Source organism: Streptomyces sp. NPDC044064, from assembly GCF_056434245.1.
On the sequence record NZ_JBWKFN010000025.1, the window covers coordinates 62,998 to 84,197 of the forward strand.

The following is a 21,200-nucleotide window of genomic DNA, read 5'->3' on the forward strand; positions in this document are numbered from 1 at the left end:
CTGTGGCATCAGCGAAGAAAGCAGACGAAATGTCTCACCTGCTCGACTCCGTCGACGTCGCGTCGCTGCGCAGCGACATCCCGGCCTTCCGCCCGGGTGACACCGTCAACGTCCACGTGCGCGTCATCGAGGGCAACCGCTCCCGTGTGCAGCAGTTCAAGGGCGTTGTGATCCGTCGCCAGGGCAGTGGTGTCCGCGAGACCTTCACGGTCCGCAAGGTCTCGTTCTCCGTCGGCGTCGAGCGCACCTTCCCGGTGCACACCCCGATCGTCGAGAAGATCGAGCTCGTCACCCGTGGTGACGTGCGCCGCGCCAAGCTGTACTACCTCCGTGACCTGCGCGGCAAGGCCGCGAAGATCAAGGAGAAGCGCGACAGCTGAGTGCCTTCCCGGGGTCACAGCGGGGCCGGATAACATCTGGCTCCGATGGACACCGAAGCACAGCCGACGGAACGCGACCGCTCCTCCCACCCCGGTACTCCGGGGCCGGAGGGCCGGTCGCGTTTCGCGTTGGTGTCGCGGCTCGCCGAGTGGCTGCCGGGCGGCAGGATCACCCTCACCCTCTTCGCCTGCCTGGCGTTTTTGCTGCTCCTCAACGCTTTCGTGGTGCAACCGTTCCAGATTCCGAGCGGATCCATGGAACAGGGATTGAGGATCGGCGACCGCGTTCTCGTAAATAAGTTGGCGTACCGTTTCGGTGCCGGGCCGCACCGTGGTGACGTGGTTGTCTTCGACGGGACCGGGTATTTCGGGGACGCCGACTACATCAAGCGCGTTGTAGGGGTGGGGGGAGACCATGTGGTCTGCTGCGACAAGGAGGGGAGGCTCGAGGTGAACGGCCGGCCGGTCGACGAGACGGCGTTCCTCTATCCCGGGGACACCCCGTCCTCCGTCCCCTTCGACGTCGTCGTGCCCGCGGGCCGCCTGTTCGTCCTCGGGGACCACCGCAGCGACTCAAGCGACTCCCGCGACCACCTCGGCTCGCCCGGCGGCGGCATGATCCCCGTCGGCGACGTGATCGGCCGGGCCGACTGGATCGCCTGGCCGTACGCCCACTGGACGCACCTGACGCGGCCGTCCGCCTACGCGCGCGTGCCCGCTGCGGACGGTGCGCATGGGTAACCGCGGAAAACCGCGCGGGGTGCCCGGCACGCCCGCCGAGGACCTGCTGCCCACCGGCTCGCGGCGCACCTCCACGCCCGGCGGTGGCCGCACGCGCGCGGAGCGGCGCAAGCTGCAGCGCAAGGTGAAGCGCAAGCGCAGGCGGTCAGCCGTTCGGGAGATCCCCCTTCTGGTCGGTGTCGCCGTCCTCATAGCGCTGGTCCTGAAGACCTTCCTCGTCCAGGCGTTCGTGATCCCGTCGGGCTCCATGGAGCAGACGATCCGGATCGGCGACCGCGTCCTGGTCGACAAGTTCACCCCGTGGTTCGGCTCGAAGCCGCAGCGCGGGGACGTCGTCGTCTTCCACGACCCGGGTGGCTGGCTGGCCGGCGAGCAGACCGCCAAGAAGCACGACCCGGTCGTCGTCAAGCAGTTCAAGGAAGGCCTCACCTTCATCGGCCTGCTGCCCTCGGACAACGAGAAGGACCTGATCAAGCGGGTCATCGGGGTCGGCGGCGACCACGTCAAGTGCTGTGACGCGCAGGGCCGGGTCACCGTCAACGGCGTTCCGCTGACCGAGGCGGACTACCTGTACCCGGGCAACTCGCCCTCCTCCACGCCCTTCGACATCACCGTGCCCAAGGGCCGCCTGTGGGTGATGGGTGACCACCGGGACAACTCGGCGGACTCCCGCGCCCACCAGAACACCTCGTACGGCGGCACGGTCTCCGAGGACTCCGTGGTCGGCCGCGCCATGGTCATCGGCTGGCCCGTCGGGCACTGGACCAGCCTCGACGAACCTAAAACCTTCGCAAGCGTTTCCAACTCCGTGTCGGGGTCGTCCGCGGCCTCTCCGCCGTCGCATAGGGTTGCCTCCGACGATCCGAACGCATTGACCCGACTCCCGACCCCTGCGGAACTCCCGCTCGTTATGGGAGTGGTGGGCCTGCACCGCGGATGGCGCAGGCGGCGGCACAGAGTAAGGAGTTGGCGTGGGGGATGTGGCGGTTGGCGCACGGTCGGGACACGACGGCGAGGAGCACCGCGGTCACCCCGTGGACGGGAACGTCCCGGCTCCGGACGGGTCCGTGACCTCCGGGACCTCCGAGTTCTCGGCGGCCGACGACGGCACGCCCGAGGAGCAGGAGCCTCGGGCCGGGAGTGACGGTTCGGACGAGGCCGCACGCCCGCCGAAGAAGCCGCGCTCCTTCTGGAAGGAGCTGCCGATCCTGATCGGCATCGCGCTGGTTCTGGCGCTGCTGATCAAGACGTTCCTGGTGCAGGCGTTCTCGATCCCGTCGGACTCGATGCAGAACACCCTCCAGCAGGGTGACCGCGTCCTGGTCGACAAGCTCACCCCGTGGTTCGGCTCCGAGCCCGACCGCGGCGAGGTCGTCGTCTTCCACGACCCGGACAACTGGCTGGCGGGTGAGCCGGCGCCCAACCCGAACGCGGTGCAGAAGGTGCTCAGCTGGATCGGCCTGATGCCGTCCGCGGAGGAGAAGGACCTGATCAAGCGTGTGATCGGAGTCGGCGGCGACACGATCCAGTGCAAGGGCACCGGCCCGCTGACGGTCAACGGCAAGGCGCTGAACGAGCCGTACGTCTACCCCGGCAACACGCCGTGCAGCCAGGACGACCAGGGCGGTCAGTTCAAGGTGACGGTCCCCAAGGGCTACATCTGGGTGATGGGCGACCACCGCCAGAACTCCCGTGACTCGCGCTACAACCAGTCCGACAAGAACCACGGCATGGTCCCCGTCGACAAGGTCGTCGGCCGTGCCATCGTCAAGGCCTGGCCGATCAACCGCTGGGGCACCCTGCCGGTCCCGGACACCTTCGACCAGGGCCTGGACCAGAAGTCCTCCGCCTCGGCGTCGCTGTCGGTGGCGCCCGCGGGTGTCGCGGTGGCCGCGGTCCTGCCGGTGGCGGTGTGGCGGCGCAGGCGGTCGGACCGCCTGGAGTCCAAGAACAGGTAAGCAGTGGCCCGGGCCGCGAAAGAGGGGCTGCCCCTGCTCGGTACCGCCGGGTAGGGTGCGGGTCCATGGGTGGCGAGAGCACGACGCGTACGGCCCCGCGCAGCGCGGGCGCAGGCACGGTACAGGCCGGTGGCAGCCGGATCGGGAACCGGCTGTCCGGGGTGGCCATGGCGCTGGGCCTGGTGCTGTTCCTGGCGGGCTTCGGCTGGGCGGCACTGGTCTACCGGCCGTACACCGTGCCCACCAGCTCGATGAGCCCGACGATCGCCATCGGCGACCGGGTGCTGGCCCAGCGCGTCGACGGCAACGAGGTCCGGCGCGGTGACGTGGTCGTCTTCCGCGACAAGAGCTGGGTCACCAACGCCAACGTGGTCAAGCGGGTCGTCGCGGTCGGCGGCGACACCGTCTCCTGCTGCACGAACGGCAAGCTCACCGTCAACGGCAAGCAGATCGACGAGCCGTATCTGCCCGTCGGCAGCCTGGCCGAGAACCAGAACTTCCCGACCGTGACCGTCCCCAAGGGCCGGCTCTTCCTCCTCGGTGACGAACGCCAGGGCTCCCTGGACTCCACCGCCCACCTCACCGACGCCGCCAAGGGCACGGTGTCCCGGGATGCCGTCGCCGCCCGCGTCGACTCCGTCGTCTGGCCCATGAAGGGCCTGCTCAAGCGCCCCACCGGCTTCGAGGCCCTGGGCACCCTGTCCCAGCCGGGCCCGCTCCGGACCATCGAACTCATGATCGTCGCCGGTGCCGTCCTGGTGCTGGGCGGCGGTGCCTACGGCCCGATCGCCAAGCGGCTGGGCCGCTCCCGCGGCCGCACCGGCGTGGAGACCGCCGGTGCCCGCTGAGACCACGCGGACCGGCGAGGACACTTACGAGGGCGGGCTGCGCAAGGTCGCCCGGGTGGTCCTGCTCGACCCCGAGGACCGCATCCTCCTGTTGCACGGCCATGAGCCGGAGGATCCGGCCGACGACTGGTGGTTCACCCCCGGCGGCGGCTTGGAGGGGACCGAGACGCGCGAGGAGGCGGCGCTCAGGGAACTCGCCGAGGAGACCGGCATCACTGATGTCGAACTCGGGCCCGTGCTGTGGCGCCGGCAGTGCTCCTTCCCGTTCGCGGGCCGGCGCTGGGACCAGGACGAGTGGTACTACCTGGCCCGTACGACCCAGACGGAGACCGAGGCCCAGGGCCTGACGGATCTCGAGCGGCGCAGCGTCGCCGGAGCGCGCTGGTGGACGTGTCAGGAACTGACCCGGGCACATGAGACGGTGTATCCGACCAGACTCGCCGAGCTGCTGCGCACGCTGCTCGACGAAGGTCCCCCGGCCAGGCCCGTGACCCTTGACACGGAAATCGTCTGAAGGCTCGTCGGACTGGCGCACAATGGTGGGATCGCACGGCTGAAGGGGAACATGCCATGAGCGCCGAGGACCTCGAGAAGTACGAGACCGAGATGGAGCTGAAGCTCTACCGGGAGTATCGAGACGTCGTCGGTCTGTTCAAATACGTGATCGAGACCGAACGGCGCTTCTACCTCACCAACGACTACGAGATGCAGGTGCACTCGGTCCAGGGCGAGGTGTTCTTCGAGGTGTCGATGGCGGACGCCTGGGTCTGGGACATGTATCGGCCGGCCCGTTTCGTGAAGCAGGTCCGCGTCCTCACGTTCAAGGACGTGAACATTGAGGAGCTGAACAAGAGCGACCTGGAGCTCCCGGGCGGGTGACGGAGTTTTCCACAACCGCCGAGTAGTCCACCAAGATCCATTTCTCGGGGCGGGATGCGTGACGGTTGGCGCCGGAGGTGGTGCCGACATGAGCAAGGCACGCAGTGGACTCGGCAGGTACGGCGAGGATCTGGCCGCGCGGCGGCTGGCCGAGGCCGGGATGACGATCCTGCAGCGCAACTGGCGCTGCGGACGGTCCGGCGAGATCGACATCGTGGCCCGGGACGGGAGCACGCTGGTCGTCTGCGAGGTGAAGACGCGCAGGGGCGGCGCCTTCCAGCACCCGATGGCCGCCGTCACGGCCCAGAAGGCGCAACGGCTGCTGACCCTGGCCGAACGCTGGATCCAGACCCACGGAGGAGCCCCGCCCGGAGGCGTCCGCATCGACCTGATCGGCGTTCTCCTGCCCCGCCGGGGCGCCCCGTCCGTCGAGCACGCGCGGGGGGTGGCCTGAGGTGGGATTCGCCCGTACGTGCTCCGTGGCCCTGGTCGGCGTCGAGGGGGTGGTCGTCGAGGTCCAGGCCGACCTGGAACCGGGAGTGGCCGCCTTCGCCCTGGTGGGCCTCCCGGACAAGAGCCTGACGGAGAGCAGGGACCGGGTTCGGGCGGCGGTGGTGAACTCGGGCGGCGAATGGCCGCAGAAGAAGCTCACCGTCGGACTCAGCCCGGCGTCCGTACCCAAGGCCGGCTCCGGCTTCGACCTGGCCGTCGCCTGCGCGGTGCTCGGCGCCGCCGAGCGCATCGACCCCCGGGTCCTCGCCGACATCGTCATGATCGGAGAACTCGGACTGGACGGCCGGGTGCGGCCCGTGCGGGGCATCCTGCCCGCGGTCCTCGCGGCCGCCGACGCGGGTTACGAACAGGTGGTCGTACCGGAGTGTGCCGCCGCCGAGGCCTCGCTCGTGCCCGGCGTGTCGGTGCTCGGCATCCGCAGCCTTCGGCAGCTGATCGCCGTGCTGACCGACGAGCCCGTGCCCGTGGAGGAACCGGACGACCAGGGACGCCCGGACCCCCTGCTGGCCGGCCTCCGGATGCCGGGCACGGGCGCCGCCACCGGCATGCACAGCGTCGGTGCGGCACAGCACGACCAGGACCACGACCTGGCCGATGTCGTGGGCCAGACCTCGGCGCGCACGGCCGTGGAGGTGGCCGCGGCCGGAGGGCACCATCTGTTCCTGGAGGGCCCGCCGGGCGCGGGCAAGACCATGCTGGCCGAGCGCCTGCCCGCCGTGCTTCCCCGGCTCACCCGGGAGGAGTCACTGGAGGTCACCGCAGTCCACTCGGTGGCCGGGCTGCTGCCTCCGGGCAAGCCGCTCATCGACGTCGCCCCCTACTGCGCCCCGCACCACTCGGCCACGATGCAGTCACTCGTCGGCGGCGGCCCGGGCGTCGCACGGCCCGGAGCCGTCTCCCTCGCCCACCGGGGTGTGCTGTTCCTCGACGAGGCACCCGAGTTCCACAGCCAGACGCTGGACGCGCTGCGGCAGCCCCTGGAGTCCGGACACGTGGTGATCGCGCGCAGCGCGGGCGTGGTCCGGTTCCCGGCGAGGTTCCTCATGATCCTGGCGGCCAACCCCTGCCCGTGCGGACGCTTCTCGCAGCGGGACTCCCTGTGCGACTGCCCGCCGTCCGCGATCCGCCGCTACCAGGCCCGGCTGTCCGGCCCGCTGCTGGACCGGGTCGACCTGCGGGTCGAGGTCGACCCGGTCACCCGCGCCCAGCTCACCGAACCCGGCGCCTGCGGCGAGTCCAGTGCGACCGTCGCCGACCGGGTCAGGGCGGCCCGGGAGCGGGCGGCCCTCCGGCTCACCGGCACCCCCTGGCGCACCAACAGCGAGGTGCCCGGACGGGAGCTGCGCAGCCGATTCCATGCCGCCGCCGACGCCATGGACGAGGCCGAACGCAACCTCGAGCGGGGCGTGCTCACCGCCCGCGGCATCGACCGGGTGCTGCGCGTCGCCTGGACGGTGGCGGACCTCGTCGGTCACGACCGCCCGGACGCCACCGACGTCTGCCTCGCCCTGCAACTGCGCACCGGAGTGCCGCGCGGCGTGCCCATGGCCCTCGGGGCCCTGACGTGACCACAGGACCCGACCCGGACGGGGAACTGCTCGACCGGGTCTTTCTCGCCCGGGTCATCGAGCCCGGGGACGAGGTCGGCGGGCGGTGGCTGCGGGAGTTCGGCGTGGGGGAGGTCGTACGGCGGTTGCGCGACGGCGGGGAGCCGCTGCCGGGGGTGAGCGGGACTCGGTGGGGAGGGCTGGTCGAGCGGGCCCGGCGGGCCGAGCCGGAGCGGGATCTGCAGGTGGCGCGGGCCGCCGGAATACGGTTCGTCCGTCCGGGGGACGCCGAGTGGCCGGGGCAGCTCGATGACCTCGGGGACGGGCGGCCCACCGGACTGTGGGTGCGGGGGCGGGCCGGTCTGCGGATGTGGGCGCTCAGGTCCGTGGCCGTCGTGGGAGCACGCGCCTGCACCGAGTACGGCGCCCATGCCGCGGCCACCCTGGCCTCGGGCCTGGCCGAGCGCGGCTGGGTCGTCGTGTCGGGCGGTGCCTACGGGATCGACGGCGCCGCCCACAGAGGCACCCTCGCCGCCGGCGGAGCCACCGTCGCGGTCCTGGCCTGCGGCGTCGACCGGCCCTACCCCCGCGGCCACACCGCCCTGATCGACAGGATCGCGGAACAGGGGCTGGTGGTGGGGGAGTTGCCGCCCGGTGATCATCCGACTCCGAGCCGGTTCATCCTGCGGAACAGAGTGATCGCGGCGCTCACCAGGGGCACCGTCGTCGTGGAGGCGGCCTGTCGCAGCGGTTCGCTGGCCACGGCCCGTGCGGCGGCCCGGCTCGGGAGGTTCACCATGGGTGTGCCCGGGCCCGTCACCAGCGGACTCTCCGCCGGCGTGCACGAACTGCTGCGCGGAGAGGCCGTCCTGGTCACCGACGCTGCGGACGTCGTCGAACTCGTGGGCGACATCGGCGAGCTGGCCCCGCCCCGGAGAGGCCCCGTACTCCCGCGTGACCTGCTGGAACCGGACGCCCGGGCCGTCCTCGCCGCCCTGCCCGGAAGCCGTGCGGCCCCCGTCGTGGAGATCGCCTGCGGTGCGCGCACCACGCCGGACGACGCGATCGCGAGGCTGTACGAACTCCGAGCACTTGGATACGTCGAACGACACGGCGACGGCTGGAAGTTGACACGCCAGGCGATGATCTCGGCCCGGAGCTGTCACGGTCCGTGCTGACCGAGGGTGTTCGGCCGTCCGAGGGAATCCCCTACGCCCTTGGGATTTCGCGGAGTTGACCCCTTTGCCCGGTCACGCAGAGCGAGCTGCCGGGCGCGGCGGCGCGGACGACAGCAGAGGTCCGCGCAGGGGTGGACCCTCCTTGTTCGCACACCGCGACTCCTCAGTCACGCTACGCTCACGAAAGCCCGGGCGCAGACCGCGCCATCTCGACATCAGACCGACAGCTCACCCAGGTACGGCAGAACGGCACAAGGCGACGAATGCCCCAGCACACCTCCGGGTCCGACCGGACGGCGATCCCCGCGGCCGCCCGCGACGGTGGCAGCGTGCGACCGCCCGCTCCCTCGACGCTCGACGAGCTGTGGCGGTCGTACAAGGAGACGGGGGACGACCGGCTGCGGGAGCAGCTGATCCTGCACTACTCGCCGCTGGTCAAGTACGTGGCGGGCCGGGTGAGCGTCGGCCTGCCGCCCAACGTGGAGCAGGCCGACTTCGTCTCCTCCGGGGTGTTCGGGCTGATCGACGCGATCGAGAAGTTCGACATCGACCGGGAGATCAAGTTCGAGACGTACGCGATCACCCGGATCCGGGGCGCGATGATCGACGAACTGCGGGCGCTGGACTGGATCCCCCGGTCCGTCCGGCAGAAGGCGCGCAACGTCGAGCGGGCCTACGCCACCCTGGAGGCGCGGCTGCGGCGGACGCCGACGGAAGGGGAGGTCGCCACCGAGCTGGGCATGGAGGTGGACGAACTCCACGCGGTGTTCAGCCAGTTGTCGCTGGCCAACGTGGTCGCCCTGGAGGAGCTGCTGCATGTCGGCGGCGAGGGCGGGGACCGGCTCAGCCTCATGGACACGCTGGAGGACACCGCCGCCGACAATCCGGTGGAGGTGGCCGAGGACCGGGAGCTGCGGCGGTTCCTGGCGCGGGCGATCAACACGCTGCCCGAGCGGGAGAAGACCGTCGTCACGCTCTACTACTACGAGGGGCTCACCCTCGCCGAGATCGGCAATGTGCTCGGGGTCACCGAGAGCCGGGTCAGCCAGATCCACACCAAGTCGGTGCTGCAGCTGCGGGCCAAGCTGGCGAGCTTCGGGCGCTGAGTCCTCCCTTCCGGGGTGGGGTGTCCGTAAAGTGGTTGACGTGCCAAGGATTCGAGCGGCCTCCGTGGCCGAGCACCGGTCGATGCAGCGAGCCGCCCTGCTGGACGCGGCTCGGTCCCTGCTGTCCGAGGGCGGGACGGAGGCGCTGACCTTCCCGGCCCTCGCCGAGCGGACGGGACTGGCGCGGTCGTCCGTGTACGAGTACTTCCGCTCGCGGGCCGCCGTGGTCGAGGAGCTGTGCGAGGTCGACTTCCCCGTGTGGGCGGCGGAGGTCGCGGCGGCGATGGAGCGGGCGTCGTCGGCCGAGGACAAGGTCGAGGCGTATGTGCGGCAGCAGCTGGCGCTGGTCGGGGACCGGCGGCACCGGGCTGTGGTGGCGATCTCGGCGAGTGAGCTGGACGCGGGGGCGCGCGAGAAGATCCGGGCCGCGCACGGCGGGCTGGTCGCGATGGTCGTCGAGGCGTTGGGGGAGATGGGGCACGGGCAGCCTCGGCTGGCGGCGATGCTGCTGCAGGGGGTCGTGGACGCGGCTGTGCGGCGGATCGAGCTCGGTGCCGCCGAGGACCCCTCCGTGGTGACGGATGCCGCGGTGGCCATGGCGCTACGGGGTGTGAAGGGCTGAGGTTCCCTGCTGCCGGGCGGGGTGGGTCTTCGGCCGCCCGGCGGGGTGCCCGCAGTCACGGCCGGTGCTACGCAGGCACTTCCAGCACCGGCAGCAGTCTCGACGGCCCCCTGTGCAGCAGCCAGGGCGGCAGCAGGGACAGCGGGTCCAGGTACGTCTCGTCTCTCAGCAGGCCCCAGTGCACGCACGTGCCCGAGCAGTGCGACCCCGTCGCCTCGACCGTGCCCACCACCTCGGCCGTCCCCACCGTGTCCCCCTTCCGCACCGAGGGGCTGACCGGCTCGTACGTCGTGCGCAGGTCCGTGCCCGCCAATCGGACGGACACCACGCCACGCCCGGCCACGCGGCCCGCGAAGGTCACCCGCCCGGGCGCCACCGTCCGTACCGGAGCGCCTGGGGACGCGGCCAGGTCCACGCCCCGGTGGCCGGGGCCGTAGACCGTCGCCGGGGGCTGCCAGCCCCGTAGCACCAGCGGGCGGACGCCCACCGGCCAGGCCCGGGCGATGGCCGGAACCCGCTCCTCCGTGGCAGGTGGGGGCAGGGATGCCCAGGCCATGGGAGTCGGCGCCGTCGCCGCCGAGGCCAGCAGCAATCCCGCCCACACGCCCACGCACCGCATCACTCGTCGCATGCGAAGACCCTCCCGTACCCCCGCCGATCACGGCCGGGATCTGTGGATTACTCCCCGGTTGTGGAGAGCGGCGTCACCCGGCGCTCCCACGGTCCCGTACACTTCTTCTGGCGATCCGGGTCACCGGGTCGACTTCGCACGCCCCGACACCTGGTGATCACAAGCCGGTGTCAGCGCTCCTCGGTCCTTCGTGGCACGGCGCAGGTGGGCGTCAGGCGCGGGAGCCGTCCGGCATCCGCGGCACAACCGAGAAATTCAAGGAGATACGGCCATGGCCGTCGTCACGATGCGGGAGCTGCTGGAGAGCGGCGTCCACTTCGGTCACCAGACCCGTCGCTGGAACCCGAAGATGAAGCGCTTCATCTTCACCGAGCGCAACGGCATCTACATCATCGACCTGCTCCAGTCGCTGTCGTACATCGACCGCGCCTACGAGTTCGTCAAGGAGACCGTCGCCCACGGCGGCACGGTCATGTTCGTCGGCACGAAGAAGCAGGCGCAGGAGGCCATCGCCGAGCAGGCCACCCGCGTCGGCATGCCCTTCGTCAACCAGCGCTGGCTGGGCGGCATGCTCACCAACTTCTCGACCGTCTACAAGCGTCTGCAGCGCCTCAAGGAGCTCGAGCAGATCGACTTCGAGGACGTCGCCGCCTCCGGTCTGACCAAGAAGGAGCTTCTCGTGCTCTCGCGCGAGAAGGCCAAGCTGGAGAAGACCCTCGGTGGTATCCGCGAGATGCAGAAGGTGCCCAGCGCCGTCTGGATCGTGGACACCAAGAAGGAGCACATCGCGGTCGGTGAGGCCCGGAAGCTCAACATCCCGGTCGTCGCCATCCTCGACACCAACTGCGACCCCGACGAGGTCGACTACAAGATCCCGGGCAACGACGACGCGATCCGCTCCGTCACCCTGCTCACCCGCGTGATCGCCGACGCCGTCGCCGAGGGCCTCATCTCCCGCTCGCGCGTCGCCACCGGTGACAAGGGCGACAAGGGTGCGGGCGAGCCGCTCGCCGCGTGGGAGCGTGACCTGCTCGAGGGTGAGAAGAAGGACGAGGCTCCGGCCGCTGAGGCTGCTCCGGCCGCCGAGGCCGAGGCTGCTCCGGCCGCTGAGGCCGAGGCTGCTCCGGCCGCTGAGGCTGAGGCTGCTCCGGTCGAGGCTGAGGCCGCTCCGGTCGAGGAGAAGGCCGCCGAGGGCGAGCAGGCCTGACGTCAGTGTTGACGGCGGGGGCGGTGACATGAAGTCCGCCCCCGCTGTTCACCTGTAGGTCGGCGCGCAGTCCGTGATCCGCGTTCACATGTGGATCGCAGACCGTACCGATCTCCGATCTTCCAAGACTTCGAGAAAGACTCACAGACTCATGGCGAACTACACCGCCGCCGACGTCAAGAAGCTCCGTGAGCTCACCGGCGCCGGCATGATGGACTGCAAGAAGGCGCTGGACGAGGCCGAGGGCAACGTCGAGAAGGCCGTCGAGGCGCTGCGCATCAAGGGCCAGAAGGGCGTCGCGAAGCGCGAGGGCCGCTCCGCCGAGAACGGCGCCGTGGTCTCCATCATCGCCGACGACAACTCCTCCGGCGTCCTCGTCGAGCTGAAGTGCGAGACGGACTTCGTCGCCAAGGGCGACAAGTTCCAGGCCGTCGCCACCGCGATCGCCGAGTACGTCGCCAAGACCTCCCCGGCCGACCTCGAGGCCCTGCTCGCCTCCGAGATCGAGGCCGGCAAGACCGTCCAGGCGTTCGTGGACGAGGCCAACGCCAACCTCGGCGAGAAGATCGTCCTGGACCGCTTCGCGCAGTTCGCGGACGGCTTCGTGCTCGCCTACATGCACCGCACCATGCCCGACCTGCCCCCGCAGATCGGTGTCCTGGTCGAGCTGGACAAGCCGAACGCCGAGGTCGCCAAGGGCATCGCCCAGCACATCGCCGCCTTCGCGCCGAAGTACCTCTCCAAGGACGACGTGCCGGCCGAGGTCGTCGAGTCCGAGCGCCGCGTCGCCGAGGAGACCACCCGCGCCGAGGGCAAGCCCGAGGCCGCCCTGCCGAAGATCGTCGAGGGTCGCCTCAACGGCTTCTTCAAGGACGCCACGCTGCTCGGCCAGCCGTACGCGCTGGACAACAAGAAGTCGGTCCAGAAGGTCCTGGACGAGGCCGGTGTCACCCTGAAGCGCTTCACGCGCATCAAGGTCGGCATCTGAGTCCGTACCGCGATCGACGCGCGACCCGAGGAGAATTCTCGATAGGGTCGAAAGCAGTCGTCCGGGCACACCGCCACACCCAGGCACGTGGCGGACGGCAGCAGATCTGACGAGGAGGCCATTGCCGCGCATGGGAGCGAAAAGCGACCCCACCGGCAATGGCCTTCTTCGTATGTGCAACACGTGAAAGAGGCGGGATCTCCATGACCACCAAGGCCCAGAAGAGCGACGACGGCAAAGTACGCGGCCGGTTTCTGCTGAAGCTGTCCGGAGAGGCCTTCTCCGGTGGCGGGGGCCTGGGCGTGGACCCGGACGTGGTGCACAAGATCGCCCGTGAGATCGCCGCCGTCGTCCGCGACGGCGCCGAGATCGCGGTCGTCATCGGCGGCGGAAACTTCTTCCGGGGCGCCGAACTGCAGCAGCGCGGCATGGACCGCGCCCGCTCCGACTACATGGGCATGCTCGGCACCGTGATGAACTGCCTCGCCCTCCAGGACTTCCTGGAGAAGGAGGGCATCGACAGCCGGGTGCAGACCGCCATCACGATGGGCCAGGTCGCCGAGCCGTACATCCCGCTGCGCGCCGTGCGCCACCTGGAGAAGGGCCGCGTGGTCATCTTCGGCGCCGGTATGGGCATGCCGTACTTCTCCACCGACACCACCGCCGCCCAGCGCGCCCTGGAGATCGACGCCGAGGCGCTGCTCATGGGCAAGAACGGGGTGGACGGGGTCTACGACTCCGACCCCAAGACCAACCCCGACGCCGTCAAGTTCGACGCCCTCGGCTACGGCGAGGTCATCACCCGCGACCTCAAGGTCGCCGACGCCACCGCCATCACGCTGTGCCGTGACAACAAGCTGCCGATCCTCGTCTTCGAGCTGCTCGCGGAGGGCAATATCGCCCGAGCGGTCAAGGGTGAGAAGATCGGCACGCTGGTGGGTGACCAGGGCAGCCGGGCCTGACCGGCACACCCCCGTCACCCGGGGTACGCCACCTGTCCGGGGGACGGACGGGACGCACCCTGGCCGGGGGATGGACAATGTCCTGCCGGTCGGGAACCGTGCAGGAAGAAGACGCGACGCAGCCGGCCGCCGCCCCGACGAGGAACCGCAGCCGGGCCTTACTCAAGACACGCAGGAGCAAGTGGTGATCGAAGAGACCCTCCTCGAGGCCGAGGAGAAGATGGAGAAGGCCGTCGTGGTCGCCAAGGAGGACTTCGCCGCGATTCGCACGGGCCGTGCGCACCCGGCGATGTTCAACAAGATCGTGGCCGACTACTACGGCGCGCTGACGCCGATCAACCAGCTGGCCTCGTTCTCCGTGCCGGAGCCGCGCATGGCGGTCGTGACCCCGTTCGACAAGAGCGCCCTGCGCAACATCGAGCAGGCGATCCGCGACTCCGACCTGGGCGTCAACCCGAGCAACGACGGCAACATCATCCGTGTGGTGTTCCCGGAGCTCACCGAGGAGCGTCGTCGCGACTACATCAAGGTCGCCAAGGGCAAGGCCGAGGACTCCCGGGTCTCCATCCGCTCCGTGCGCCGCAAGGCCAAGGACGCCCTCGACAAGGCGATCAAGGACGGCGACATCGGCGAGGACGAGGGCCGCCGTGCGGAGAAGGAGCTGGACGACACCACCCACAAGTACGTGGCTCAGGTCGACGAGCTCCTGAAGCACAAGGAAGCGGAGCTGCTCGAAGTCTGATGAGCGACTCTTCCTGGGGGGCACCGCCGACGGCGGGGCAGGCCGGGTACTGGGGGCCCACCGAGGGTGGGCCTGTCCAGGGGGCTGCCCCGGCGGGTCCCGCGTACGATGCGCCTGAGGCGCAGCACACTCGCCCCATGCCCATCGTGCCCGACGTACCCGCGCATGGCGGAGACCAGGACGACGACCGGGGGGCTGCTCGCCTGAACGGCCCCTTGTTCCCAGACGAGACGTTCCGGGACAGCGCGTTCCAAGGCAACACGTTCCAAGGCAGCACGTTCCACGGCAACACGTTCGAACACGACACGCAGAATCCGGAGCCCATGCCCGACGCCCCGCAGCCGGCGCCCGCGCCGCAGAAGAAGAGCGCGGGCCGTGACCTGAGCGCGGCCATAGGGGTCGGTGTCGGGCTCGGCGTGGTGATCATCGCGTCCTTGTTCATCTACAAGGCCGTGTTCGTCGGTGTGGTCGCGGTCGCGGTGGTCGTGGGTCTGTGGGAGCTGACCAGCAGGCTGCAGGAGCGCAAGGCCATCAAGGCGCCGCTCGTGCCGCTCGCGCTCGGCGGTGCGGCGATGGTGGTCGCCGGGTACGTGCGGGGTGCCGAGGGTGCCTGGGTCGCCATGGCCCTGACGGCGCTGGCCGTCCTGGTCTGGCGTATGACCGAGCCGCCGGAGGGCTATCTCAAGGACGTCACGGCCGGCGTCTTCGCCGCGTTCTACGTGCCGTTCCTGGCGACGTTCGTCGCCATGATGCTCACCGCCGACGACGGCTCCTGGCGTGTTCTGACCTTCCTGCTCCTGACGGTGGTCAGCGACACCGGCGCGTACGCGGTCGGCTGGCGCTTCGGCAAGCACAAGCTCGCCCCGCGCATCAGCCCCGGCAAGACCCGTGAGGGCCTGCTCGGCGCGGTGCTGTTCGCCATGGTCGCGGGCGCGCTGTGCATGCAGTTCCTGATCGACGGCGGCAGCTGGTGGCAGGGCCTGCTGCTGGGCCTCGCGGTCGCGGCCAGCGCCACCCTGGGTGACCTCGGCGAGTCCATGATCAAGCGCGACCTGGGCATCAAGGACATGGGCACCTTGCTCCCCGGGCACGGCGGCATCATGGACCGCCTGGACTCCCTGCTGCCGACCGCTCCGGTGGTGTGGCTGCTGATGGTGCTGTTCGTCGGCTCCGCGTGAGTCCTGCTCGTCACGGCTTCCGGGCCCCGTCCTGAACATGGGACGGGGCCCGTCGTCGTACCGGGCGGGCTGCTCAAGGAGCGGCTGGAGATTCCGGCTTCCGCAGCCACGTGCGGGATCGGACGTCCGGCGTCGATCCGCAGGCGCGTGAGCGGCTTTGCGTGGCGTCAGCGTGCGAACTTTTCGATGGCCGCCGGGGTGACGGGGGTGAAGAAGTTGACGAGGTTGCCGTCGGGGTCGCGGAACAGCAGCGACCGGTTGCCCCAGGGCATCGTGGTGGGCCCGGTGACGAATTCGGTGACGAAGCCGGTCAGGCTCTGGTGAACACGGTCCACGTCGTCGACGAGGAACTCGGTGATCACGCTGTGGTTGTCCGCCGGGCGGGCAGAGCCCGGGGCGAACAGCGGGACGGTGCGGGTGCCGGCGATCGCGAGGGTGGCGCACGCGGTCCTGAGTTCGGCGAAGTCCTCGGTGGCCCACGTCGCCCGCGCCCCTGTGGCTCGCTCGTAGAACTCGACGAGGCGCGCCACGTCGCCGGTGATGATGCGGATCGAGACGAAGTCCATGGGAATCTCCTTGGCTCTGCTGGAGGCGGGCACGTCGCAGGCTAGGAGAAATAGTGGACAGAATCGGTCCTGTATTCGCGTTATGCTGCGAACATGCCCCGACCCACCGCCCGCGTGCTGACACTCCTGGAGCTGCTGCAGTCGGGCGGCACCCGGACGGTGGCCGAACTCGCCGACCGGCTCGGCGTCGAAGGGCGCACCGTGCGGCGGTACGTGGACCAGCTGATCGACCTGGACGTGCCCGTGGAATCGGTGCGCGGCCGCTACGGCGGGTACCGGCTCGCTCCCGGGTACCGCTTGCCTCCGCTCATGCTCAGCGACGACGAGGCGCTGGCCGTGCTGCTCGGCCTGGTCGCAGGCCGCCGAGCAGGGCTGACGACGACGGAGCACACGGCGAGCGAGACGGCGTCGGCGAAGATCCGGCGGGTACTGCCCAAGCACATCGCCCGTCGGCTCGACACACTCCTGGAAGCTCTCGCCTTCACGGATCAGCCCGGTGATCTCGACACCCCGGACGCCGGGGTCCTGCTCACCGTCGCCGATGCGGTGCGCCACCGCCGACCGGTCTCGATCCGCTACACCGACCGCGACGGACGGCGCAGCGAACGCATGCTGCACGCATACGGCATCGTCGCCCATGCGGGCCGTTGGTACGTCACGGGCAAGGACGCCCAGATCGGCCAGGACCGAACCTTCCGGCTCGATCGCATCGCAGACGCGCGGACCCTGCCGGGCTCATTCGAAGTGCCCGTGGGTCCCGGTCCGGCACAGCGCGTGTTGTCGGCGTTCGCCACGGCCGAGTACCGGCATGAGGTGACCTTGCGGATCCACGGGACGGTCGCGCAGATCCGCGCCCACCTTCCCGTCAGCGTCGCGAGCCTGGAGGAGTACGCGCCCGAGGCAGGCCAGGACCGGGCGACCGAGCGCTGGCTGCGCGTCGAGCTGCGGGCGGAGCGGCTCGACTGGTTGCCTCCGGTACTCGCCGCACTCGACCGGCCGTTCGTCATCGAGCGCCCCGATGAACTGCGCGACCTCGTCACCGCGCTCGCCGATCGCCTTGCGTCCTGCGCCCGCCAAGTCTGACCGCGAGGAACCAGTGTCATGAGATGGCACACCTAGGCGTCGTCGGCGCTCCAGTCCGGCAGCGGCAGTCCATCGGCCGTGGTGATCTCCAGGACCGTGCAGCCCATGAGGCGTACGGCGGCGAAGAGACGGTCGCGGGCCGCCGCGCGGTCCGCGGGCGGGAAGGAGATCCGGATCTGGTGCGGGCGCGAGCGGTCGTAGGTGAGGTGCCAGTCCGTGTCGGCGGTAGCGAAGTGGTCCTGGCCGTGCGCACCGTCGTCGGACTGCCACGATCCCCGGTCCGCGGTCGGCGTCAGCACGTCCCGGAGTATCCGCAGCCGTTCGTCGTACGGCCGTGGGCCCTCGGACAGCCGCAGACACCGGTGCAGCCGGGGCCGGAAGGCGTTGAACCAGGGCGCCAGGCCGGGCTCCATGTCGGCCAGGACGGCGGAGCTCACCCGTCCCGTCACCCACCCTTCGACGAACCCGGCCGCACCCGGCGCGAACTCCTCCCGCCCGATGCTCCGGCCCCGCACCACCACCGGCCACTCCTCCGGGTCTCCCTCGGTGCGCCAGCACAGCCGGTCGGCGTCCGTCGTGGCACCCCAGACCAGCAGGCCGTCGTGCCGCTCCAGGCGGTTGTACGGGCTCGTGCCGAAGGGCGTGCGCAGGTACAGGTAGTCGCAGAACTCACCCCACCCGTACGTCTCGACCAGCTGCTTGTAGTCGCCGGGCAACCGCACCCCGAGCCGTGCCTCCGCCTCGGCCCAGTCCCCGCGGGCGTCGACCGGGCCGGCCGGCGGGGAGACGGTCCGGACCAGGGCGTCCAGACCCGTCACGGCAGCTCGGCCCGGCGCAGCGCCGTCGCGGCCGGCTCCCCGGTACGGCGGGCGAACGCCATCCGCTCCCGCACCTCGCGCAGCGTCCGCGGCCGGTAGCCCGGCCCACCGCAGCAGCTCTTGTGGAAACCGACACCCGCGTTCAACAGCACGGTGAGCACCCGCCAGGCGGCTCTGTCCCGCTTCGGGGGCGCCGCGAAGGCGGAGCCCGCGTACATCAGCGCACGCGCACAGCGCGGGCAGGTCCGCTCCCGCCACGGGTCGTAGCACTGCTTGTACGACACCCGGCAGGACAGACAGACGTACGAGGTCTTGGCGGCAGACATGCGGCCAGACTAGGGAGCACCGTGACCCCGGCCAAGCGGGTTTCCGGTTCGGCTGGGAGGCGGCCCAGACACTCGCCGGGCTCCCGAGTGAATCCTTCGGCCGACCGGCATCAGGGCTGTTGAGGCAAGGACCGCCGGTCGGCGCACGGAATCCGGACGCTCATTCCTGCAGGCAGTGCCCGCCATGATCTTGAACGCCAGGTGCAGCCGGCCCCGGGGTGTGCCATCCGGGTTCCAGGCTGTCGAGAAGGGCACGGAAGGCCGTGTCGGCGTGGTCCCAGTGGTCGTCTGCCAGTGGGGCGAGCAAGAGGCCGACGCTGGCGTCGGTCAGGAGGGTGGCCTGGTTCCGGGCTCGATCCGGGCCCATGCCGAGCTCACGGAAGACAGAGGTGAGCAGGGCCGTCCACTCGGTGACGATGTCGTGCATCACGGGCCCGTAGCGGTCCGGGTGCAGCACGCTGGCGCTCATGATCTCGAGATACAGAGGAAGGGTGGCGCGTACGTCGGGGTCTTTGAACTGCCGCCACACCTCTTCGATGAAGCGGCGCAGCCCCGCCGGGGTCGTGGGCCGGCCGACGGTCTTCAGCAGTTCGCGGGCGCGCAGGAGGGGCCGGCGCTCGTAGATGGCGAGGGCCTCGGCGATCATCCGCTCCTTGGTGCCGAAGTAGTACAGGAGCATGCGGTCGCTGGTGCCCAGGGCCTTGGCCAGCGGGCGCAGGGACAGATCCGCGAGGCCGTTGCGCAACACGTACTCGCGGACCCGGTCGAGAAGATCGCGCCGCTTGGCCGGATCGGGCGGGCGAGGCATGCGGGCTCCCGGGTGTGTGAGGGCTATGACTGCCGTCTGTCCGTTCTTTCACTTTTGGGCAGGTCTTTACTGTAGCAACCGCTTCGTATATATTTTAGGTGTAGCGACTGCTACATGCAGCTCCTGGCACACGCCGGGCGCGTTCACCGGCGGGCCCTCCGCCACCTGCAAGAAAGGACAGATCTCATGGTCATCCAGGCCATCGGCCACGCCATCGGCTCTCGCCGGAGAGATCGGTCCTCACGTGTCATCGCGTCCTCGTGGCTCGCCAGGCAGTGGGCCCTCTGGTCCCGCACGCTCGAGCCGCTGCGACCTCTGGATTCGCCGCGCGGACGCGCCACCGTCTGGGACGCCTCCTGGCCCCTGCAACGGGACCTGACCTCCGCGCGCCGGGCCCGCCGTCTGGTGACCGCGCAACTGGGCGACTGGGCGTTGGACGACCTGGCCGACACCGCCGAGCTCCTGGTCAGCGAGCTGGTCACCAACGCCCTGCGGCATACGCGCGGCCCGCTCAGGCTCAACCTGCGGCTGCGTCACTCGCGCCTGCTGTGCGAGGTCGAGGACACCGAGTCCGCCGGTCCTGTGCTCACGGCGGTCGACTCGGACGCGGAGGGCGGCCGCGGCACCGAACTCCTCGACCTGCTCGCCGATGACTGGGGCAGCATTCGGACGGGGACGGGCAAGACCATTTGGTTCGAGCTGCACGCGGAGGGCCACTCTGCGAGTGGCGTGAACACCGTGACGACGGTGACCTGAGGCACGACCGCCCCGGGTCACCCAATTGGATCTGCGACACTGGTACAGCCATGCCTAAGCCCGGAGAACTCACTTTCGTAGCCCCGCGCGGAGCCAAGAAGCCGCCGCGGCACCTTGCCGACCTCACGCCCGCCCAGCGCAAGGAGGCGGTGGCCGAGGTCGGCGAGAAGCCGTTTCGTGCCAAGCAGCTCTCGCAGCACTACTTCGCGCGGTACGCGCACGACCCCGAGCAGTGGACCGACATCCCGGCCGGTTCGCGGGACCGGCTGCGCGAGGCGCTGTTCCCGGACCTGATGACCGTCGTCCGGCATCTGTCCACCGACCAGGGAACGACCCGCAAGACGCTGTGGCGGCTGTTCGACGGCACGCTCGTGGAGTCGGTGCTGATGCGGTACCCGGACCGGGTGACCATGTGCATCAGCTCGCAGGCCGGATGCGGGATGAACTGCCCCTTCTGCGCCACCGGGCAGGCGGGGCTCGACCGGAATCTGTCGACCGCCGAGATCGTCCACCAGATCGTGGACGGCATGCGGGCGCTGCGGGACGGCGAAGTGCCCGGCGGGCCCGCGCGGCTCTCCAACATCGTCTTCATGGGCATGGGCGAGCCGCTCGCCAACTACAACCGGGTCGTGGGAGCCATCCGCGCGCTCACCGACCCCGCGCCGGACGGACTCGGGCTCTCGCAGCGCGGGATCACGGTCTCGACGGTCGGCCTCGTGCCCGCCATCCACCGGTTCGCCGACGAGGGCTTCAAGTGCCGGCTCGCGATCTCCCTGCACGCCCCCGACGACGAGCTGCGCGACACCCTCGTCCCCGTGAACACGCGGTGGAAGGTGCGCGAGGTGCTGGACGCCGGGTTCGACTACGTCGAGAAGTCCGGGCGCCGGCTGTCGATCGAGTACGCGCTCATCCGCGACATCAACGACCAGGCCTGGCGCGGTGACCGCCTCGGGCGGTTGCTCAGGGGCAAGCCCGTGCACGTCAACCTGATTCCGCTGAACCCGACGCCGGGGTCCAAGTGGACCGCCTCGCGGCCCGAGGACGAGAAGGCGTTCGTCGAGGCGATCGCCGCCCACGGCGTGCCGGTCACCGTCCGGGACACCCGCGGGCAGGAGATCGACGGGGCGTGTGGTCAGCTCGCGGCCACCGAGCGGTAATCTGGCTGCGTTCCATCACGTCTCATCACATCTTCATATTCCGACAGGGGAGCGCCACAGCGCTGAGAGTGCGGCAAGCGGGCCGCAGACCCTCTGAACCTCGCCCAGGTCATTCTGGGTAGGAAGTTCGGTCACCACTCATGCTGTCGTGCCCTGCCCGGGTTCTTCTCAGAAGGACCGGGCAGGGCCGCGTTCTTCCTGGCCAA

At 70.1% G+C, this 21,200-nt stretch carries 25 protein-coding genes; 20 read left to right on the plus strand and 5 right to left on the minus strand.

Going from position 1 to position 21,200, the window contains the following annotated elements; translation table 11 throughout:
• Window positions 1-29 precede the first annotated feature (29 nt).
• The 12 genes from rplS to AC07DS_RS33335 all read left to right on the plus strand — a co-directional run bounded on the left by rplS (window position 30) and on the right by AC07DS_RS33335 (window position 9,772).
• Entirely contained in the window at window positions 30-380 is a 351-nt protein-coding gene (gene rplS / locus AC07DS_RS33280) for a 50S ribosomal protein L19 (RefSeq protein WP_145883430.1), read from the plus strand.
• A 45-nt stretch (window positions 381-425) separates the two neighbouring features.
• Complete coding sequence (lepB, locus tag AC07DS_RS33285; protein ID WP_479151363.1) at window positions 426-1,121, plus strand: signal peptidase I; 696 nt, start codon at window positions 426-428, stop codon at window positions 1,119-1,121.
• A complete protein-coding gene (gene lepB, locus AC07DS_RS33290; protein WP_479151365.1) occupies window positions 1,114-2,265 on the plus strand; it encodes a signal peptidase I in 1,152 nt (383 codons plus the stop codon). The genes lepB (AC07DS_RS33285) and lepB (AC07DS_RS33290) overlap by 8 nt, the downstream gene beginning before the upstream one ends.
• Window positions 2,189-3,079: a signal peptidase I gene (gene lepB, locus AC07DS_RS33295; protein ID WP_479151367.1), complete on the plus strand. Its 891-nt coding sequence runs from the start codon at window positions 2,189-2,191 to the stop codon at window positions 3,077-3,079. Before lepB (AC07DS_RS33290) ends, lepB (AC07DS_RS33295) begins: the two co-directional genes overlap by 77 nt.
• A 65-nt stretch (window positions 3,080-3,144) precedes the next feature.
• Window positions 3,145-3,927, plus strand: coding sequence for a signal peptidase I (lepB, locus tag AC07DS_RS33300; protein ID WP_479151369.1), 783 nt, complete (start codon window positions 3,145-3,147; stop codon window positions 3,925-3,927).
• Window positions 3,917-4,441: an NUDIX hydrolase gene (locus AC07DS_RS33305; protein WP_479151371.1), complete on the plus strand. Its 525-nt coding sequence runs from the start codon at window positions 3,917-3,919 to the stop codon at window positions 4,439-4,441. Before lepB (AC07DS_RS33300) ends, AC07DS_RS33305 begins: the two co-directional genes overlap by 11 nt.
• Window positions 4,442-4,497: 56 nt before the next feature.
• A complete protein-coding gene (locus tag AC07DS_RS33310; RefSeq protein ID WP_003965949.1) occupies window positions 4,498-4,806 on the plus strand; it encodes a DUF2469 domain-containing protein in 309 nt (102 codons plus the stop codon).
• A gap of 58 nt (window positions 4,807-4,864) precedes the next feature.
• Window positions 4,865-5,260, plus strand: a complete 396-nt coding sequence (locus AC07DS_RS33315) for a YraN family protein (protein ID WP_479151373.1) — start codon at window positions 4,865-4,867, stop codon at window positions 5,258-5,260.
• Window position 5,261: 1 nt separating this feature from the next.
• Complete coding sequence (locus AC07DS_RS33320) at window positions 5,262-6,887, plus strand: YifB family Mg chelatase-like AAA ATPase (RefSeq protein WP_479151375.1); 1,626 nt, start codon at window positions 5,262-5,264, stop codon at window positions 6,885-6,887.
• Window positions 6,884-8,044, plus strand: a complete 1,161-nt coding sequence (gene dprA / locus AC07DS_RS33325) for a DNA-processing protein DprA (protein ID WP_479151377.1) — start codon at window positions 6,884-6,886, stop codon at window positions 8,042-8,044. The genes AC07DS_RS33320 and dprA overlap by 4 nt, the downstream gene beginning before the upstream one ends.
• 263 nt (window positions 8,045-8,307) lie before the next feature.
• On the plus strand, window positions 8,308-9,150 hold the full coding sequence (whiG, locus tag AC07DS_RS33330; RefSeq protein ID WP_145883421.1) for an RNA polymerase sigma factor WhiG: 843 nt from the start codon (window positions 8,308-8,310) through the stop codon (window positions 9,148-9,150).
• Between the two features lie 64 nt (window positions 9,151-9,214).
• On the plus strand, window positions 9,215-9,772 hold the full coding sequence (locus AC07DS_RS33335) for a TetR/AcrR family transcriptional regulator (RefSeq protein ID WP_386576660.1): 558 nt from the start codon (window positions 9,215-9,217) through the stop codon (window positions 9,770-9,772).
• A 67-nt stretch (window positions 9,773-9,839) separates the two neighbouring features.
• Here the strand turns inward: AC07DS_RS33335 and AC07DS_RS33340 are convergent, their stop codons facing one another.
• Window positions 9,840-10,403 carry a murein hydrolase activator EnvC family protein gene (locus tag AC07DS_RS33340; RefSeq protein ID WP_479151379.1) on the minus strand — a complete coding sequence of 188 codons (564 nt, stop codon included), beginning with the start codon at window positions 10,401-10,403 and terminating at the stop codon, window positions 9,840-9,842.
• A 271-nt stretch (window positions 10,404-10,674) separates the two neighbouring features.
• Between AC07DS_RS33340 and rpsB the strand changes: the two genes are divergently transcribed.
• From rpsB to AC07DS_RS33365, 5 genes are all read left to right on the plus strand, one after another.
• Window positions 10,675-11,610 carry a 30S ribosomal protein S2 gene (rpsB, locus tag AC07DS_RS33345; protein ID WP_479151381.1) on the plus strand — a complete coding sequence of 312 codons (936 nt, stop codon included), beginning with the start codon at window positions 10,675-10,677 and terminating at the stop codon, window positions 11,608-11,610.
• Window positions 11,611-11,761: 151 nt separating this feature from the next.
• The gene (gene tsf, locus AC07DS_RS33350; RefSeq protein WP_479151383.1) at window positions 11,762-12,598 is read left to right on the plus strand and encodes a translation elongation factor Ts; all 837 of its coding nucleotides are present in this window, start codon (window positions 11,762-11,764) and stop codon (window positions 12,596-12,598) included.
• Between the two features lie 203 nt (window positions 12,599-12,801).
• The gene (gene pyrH, locus AC07DS_RS33355) at window positions 12,802-13,560 is read left to right on the plus strand and encodes a UMP kinase (RefSeq protein WP_067010707.1); all 759 of its coding nucleotides are present in this window, start codon (window positions 12,802-12,804) and stop codon (window positions 13,558-13,560) included.
• A 184-nt stretch (window positions 13,561-13,744) separates the two neighbouring features.
• Window positions 13,745-14,302 (plus strand): ribosome recycling factor, encoded by a 558-nt coding sequence (gene frr / locus AC07DS_RS33360; protein ID WP_145883418.1) that lies wholly within the window; start codon window positions 13,745-13,747, stop codon window positions 14,300-14,302.
• On the plus strand, window positions 14,302-15,480 hold the full coding sequence (locus AC07DS_RS33365) for a phosphatidate cytidylyltransferase (protein ID WP_479151386.1): 1,179 nt from the start codon (window positions 14,302-14,304) through the stop codon (window positions 15,478-15,480). Before frr ends, AC07DS_RS33365 begins: the two co-directional genes overlap by 1 nt.
• Before the next feature lie 167 nt (window positions 15,481-15,647).
• Here the strand turns inward: AC07DS_RS33365 and AC07DS_RS33370 are convergent, their stop codons facing one another.
• Complete coding sequence (locus AC07DS_RS33370; protein ID WP_479151388.1) at window positions 15,648-16,046, minus strand: VOC family protein; 399 nt, start codon at window positions 16,044-16,046, stop codon at window positions 15,648-15,650.
• A gap of 93 nt (window positions 16,047-16,139) precedes the next feature.
• On the opposite strand from AC07DS_RS33370, the gene AC07DS_RS33375 reads away from it, so the two are divergent.
• Window positions 16,140-17,129, plus strand: a complete 990-nt coding sequence (locus tag AC07DS_RS33375; protein WP_479151389.1) for a helix-turn-helix transcriptional regulator — start codon at window positions 16,140-16,142, stop codon at window positions 17,127-17,129.
• Between the two features lie 32 nt (window positions 17,130-17,161).
• Here AC07DS_RS33375 and AC07DS_RS33380 read toward each other — a convergent pair whose 3' ends face one another.
• The 3 genes from AC07DS_RS33380 to AC07DS_RS33390 all read right to left on the minus strand — a co-directional run bounded on the left by AC07DS_RS33380 (window position 17,162) and on the right by AC07DS_RS33390 (window position 19,081).
• On the minus strand, window positions 17,162-17,947 hold the full coding sequence (locus tag AC07DS_RS33380) for an SMI1/KNR4 family protein (protein WP_479151390.1): 786 nt from the start codon (window positions 17,945-17,947) through the stop codon (window positions 17,162-17,164).
• On the minus strand, window positions 17,944-18,273 hold the full coding sequence (locus AC07DS_RS33385; RefSeq protein WP_479151391.1) for a deoxyxylulose-5-phosphate synthase: 330 nt from the start codon (window positions 18,271-18,273) through the stop codon (window positions 17,944-17,946). The genes AC07DS_RS33380 and AC07DS_RS33385 overlap by 4 nt, the downstream gene beginning before the upstream one ends.
• Before the next feature lie 160 nt (window positions 18,274-18,433).
• Window positions 18,434-19,081, minus strand: a complete 648-nt coding sequence (locus tag AC07DS_RS33390) for a TetR/AcrR family transcriptional regulator (RefSeq protein ID WP_479151392.1) — start codon at window positions 19,079-19,081, stop codon at window positions 18,434-18,436.
• 186 nt (window positions 19,082-19,267) lie between these two features.
• Here AC07DS_RS33390 and AC07DS_RS33395 point away from each other — a divergent pair, with 186 nt between their 5' ends.
• Both AC07DS_RS33395 and rlmN read left to right on the plus strand, forming a co-directional pair.
• Window positions 19,268-19,837, plus strand: a complete 570-nt coding sequence (locus tag AC07DS_RS33395) for an ATP-binding protein (protein WP_479151393.1) — start codon at window positions 19,268-19,270, stop codon at window positions 19,835-19,837.
• A gap of 50 nt (window positions 19,838-19,887) precedes the next feature.
• Window positions 19,888-20,994: a dual-specificity RNA methyltransferase RlmN gene (gene rlmN / locus AC07DS_RS33400; RefSeq protein WP_145885472.1), complete on the plus strand. Its 1,107-nt coding sequence runs from the start codon at window positions 19,888-19,890 to the stop codon at window positions 20,992-20,994.
• Window positions 20,995-21,200: the final 206 nt, after the last annotated feature.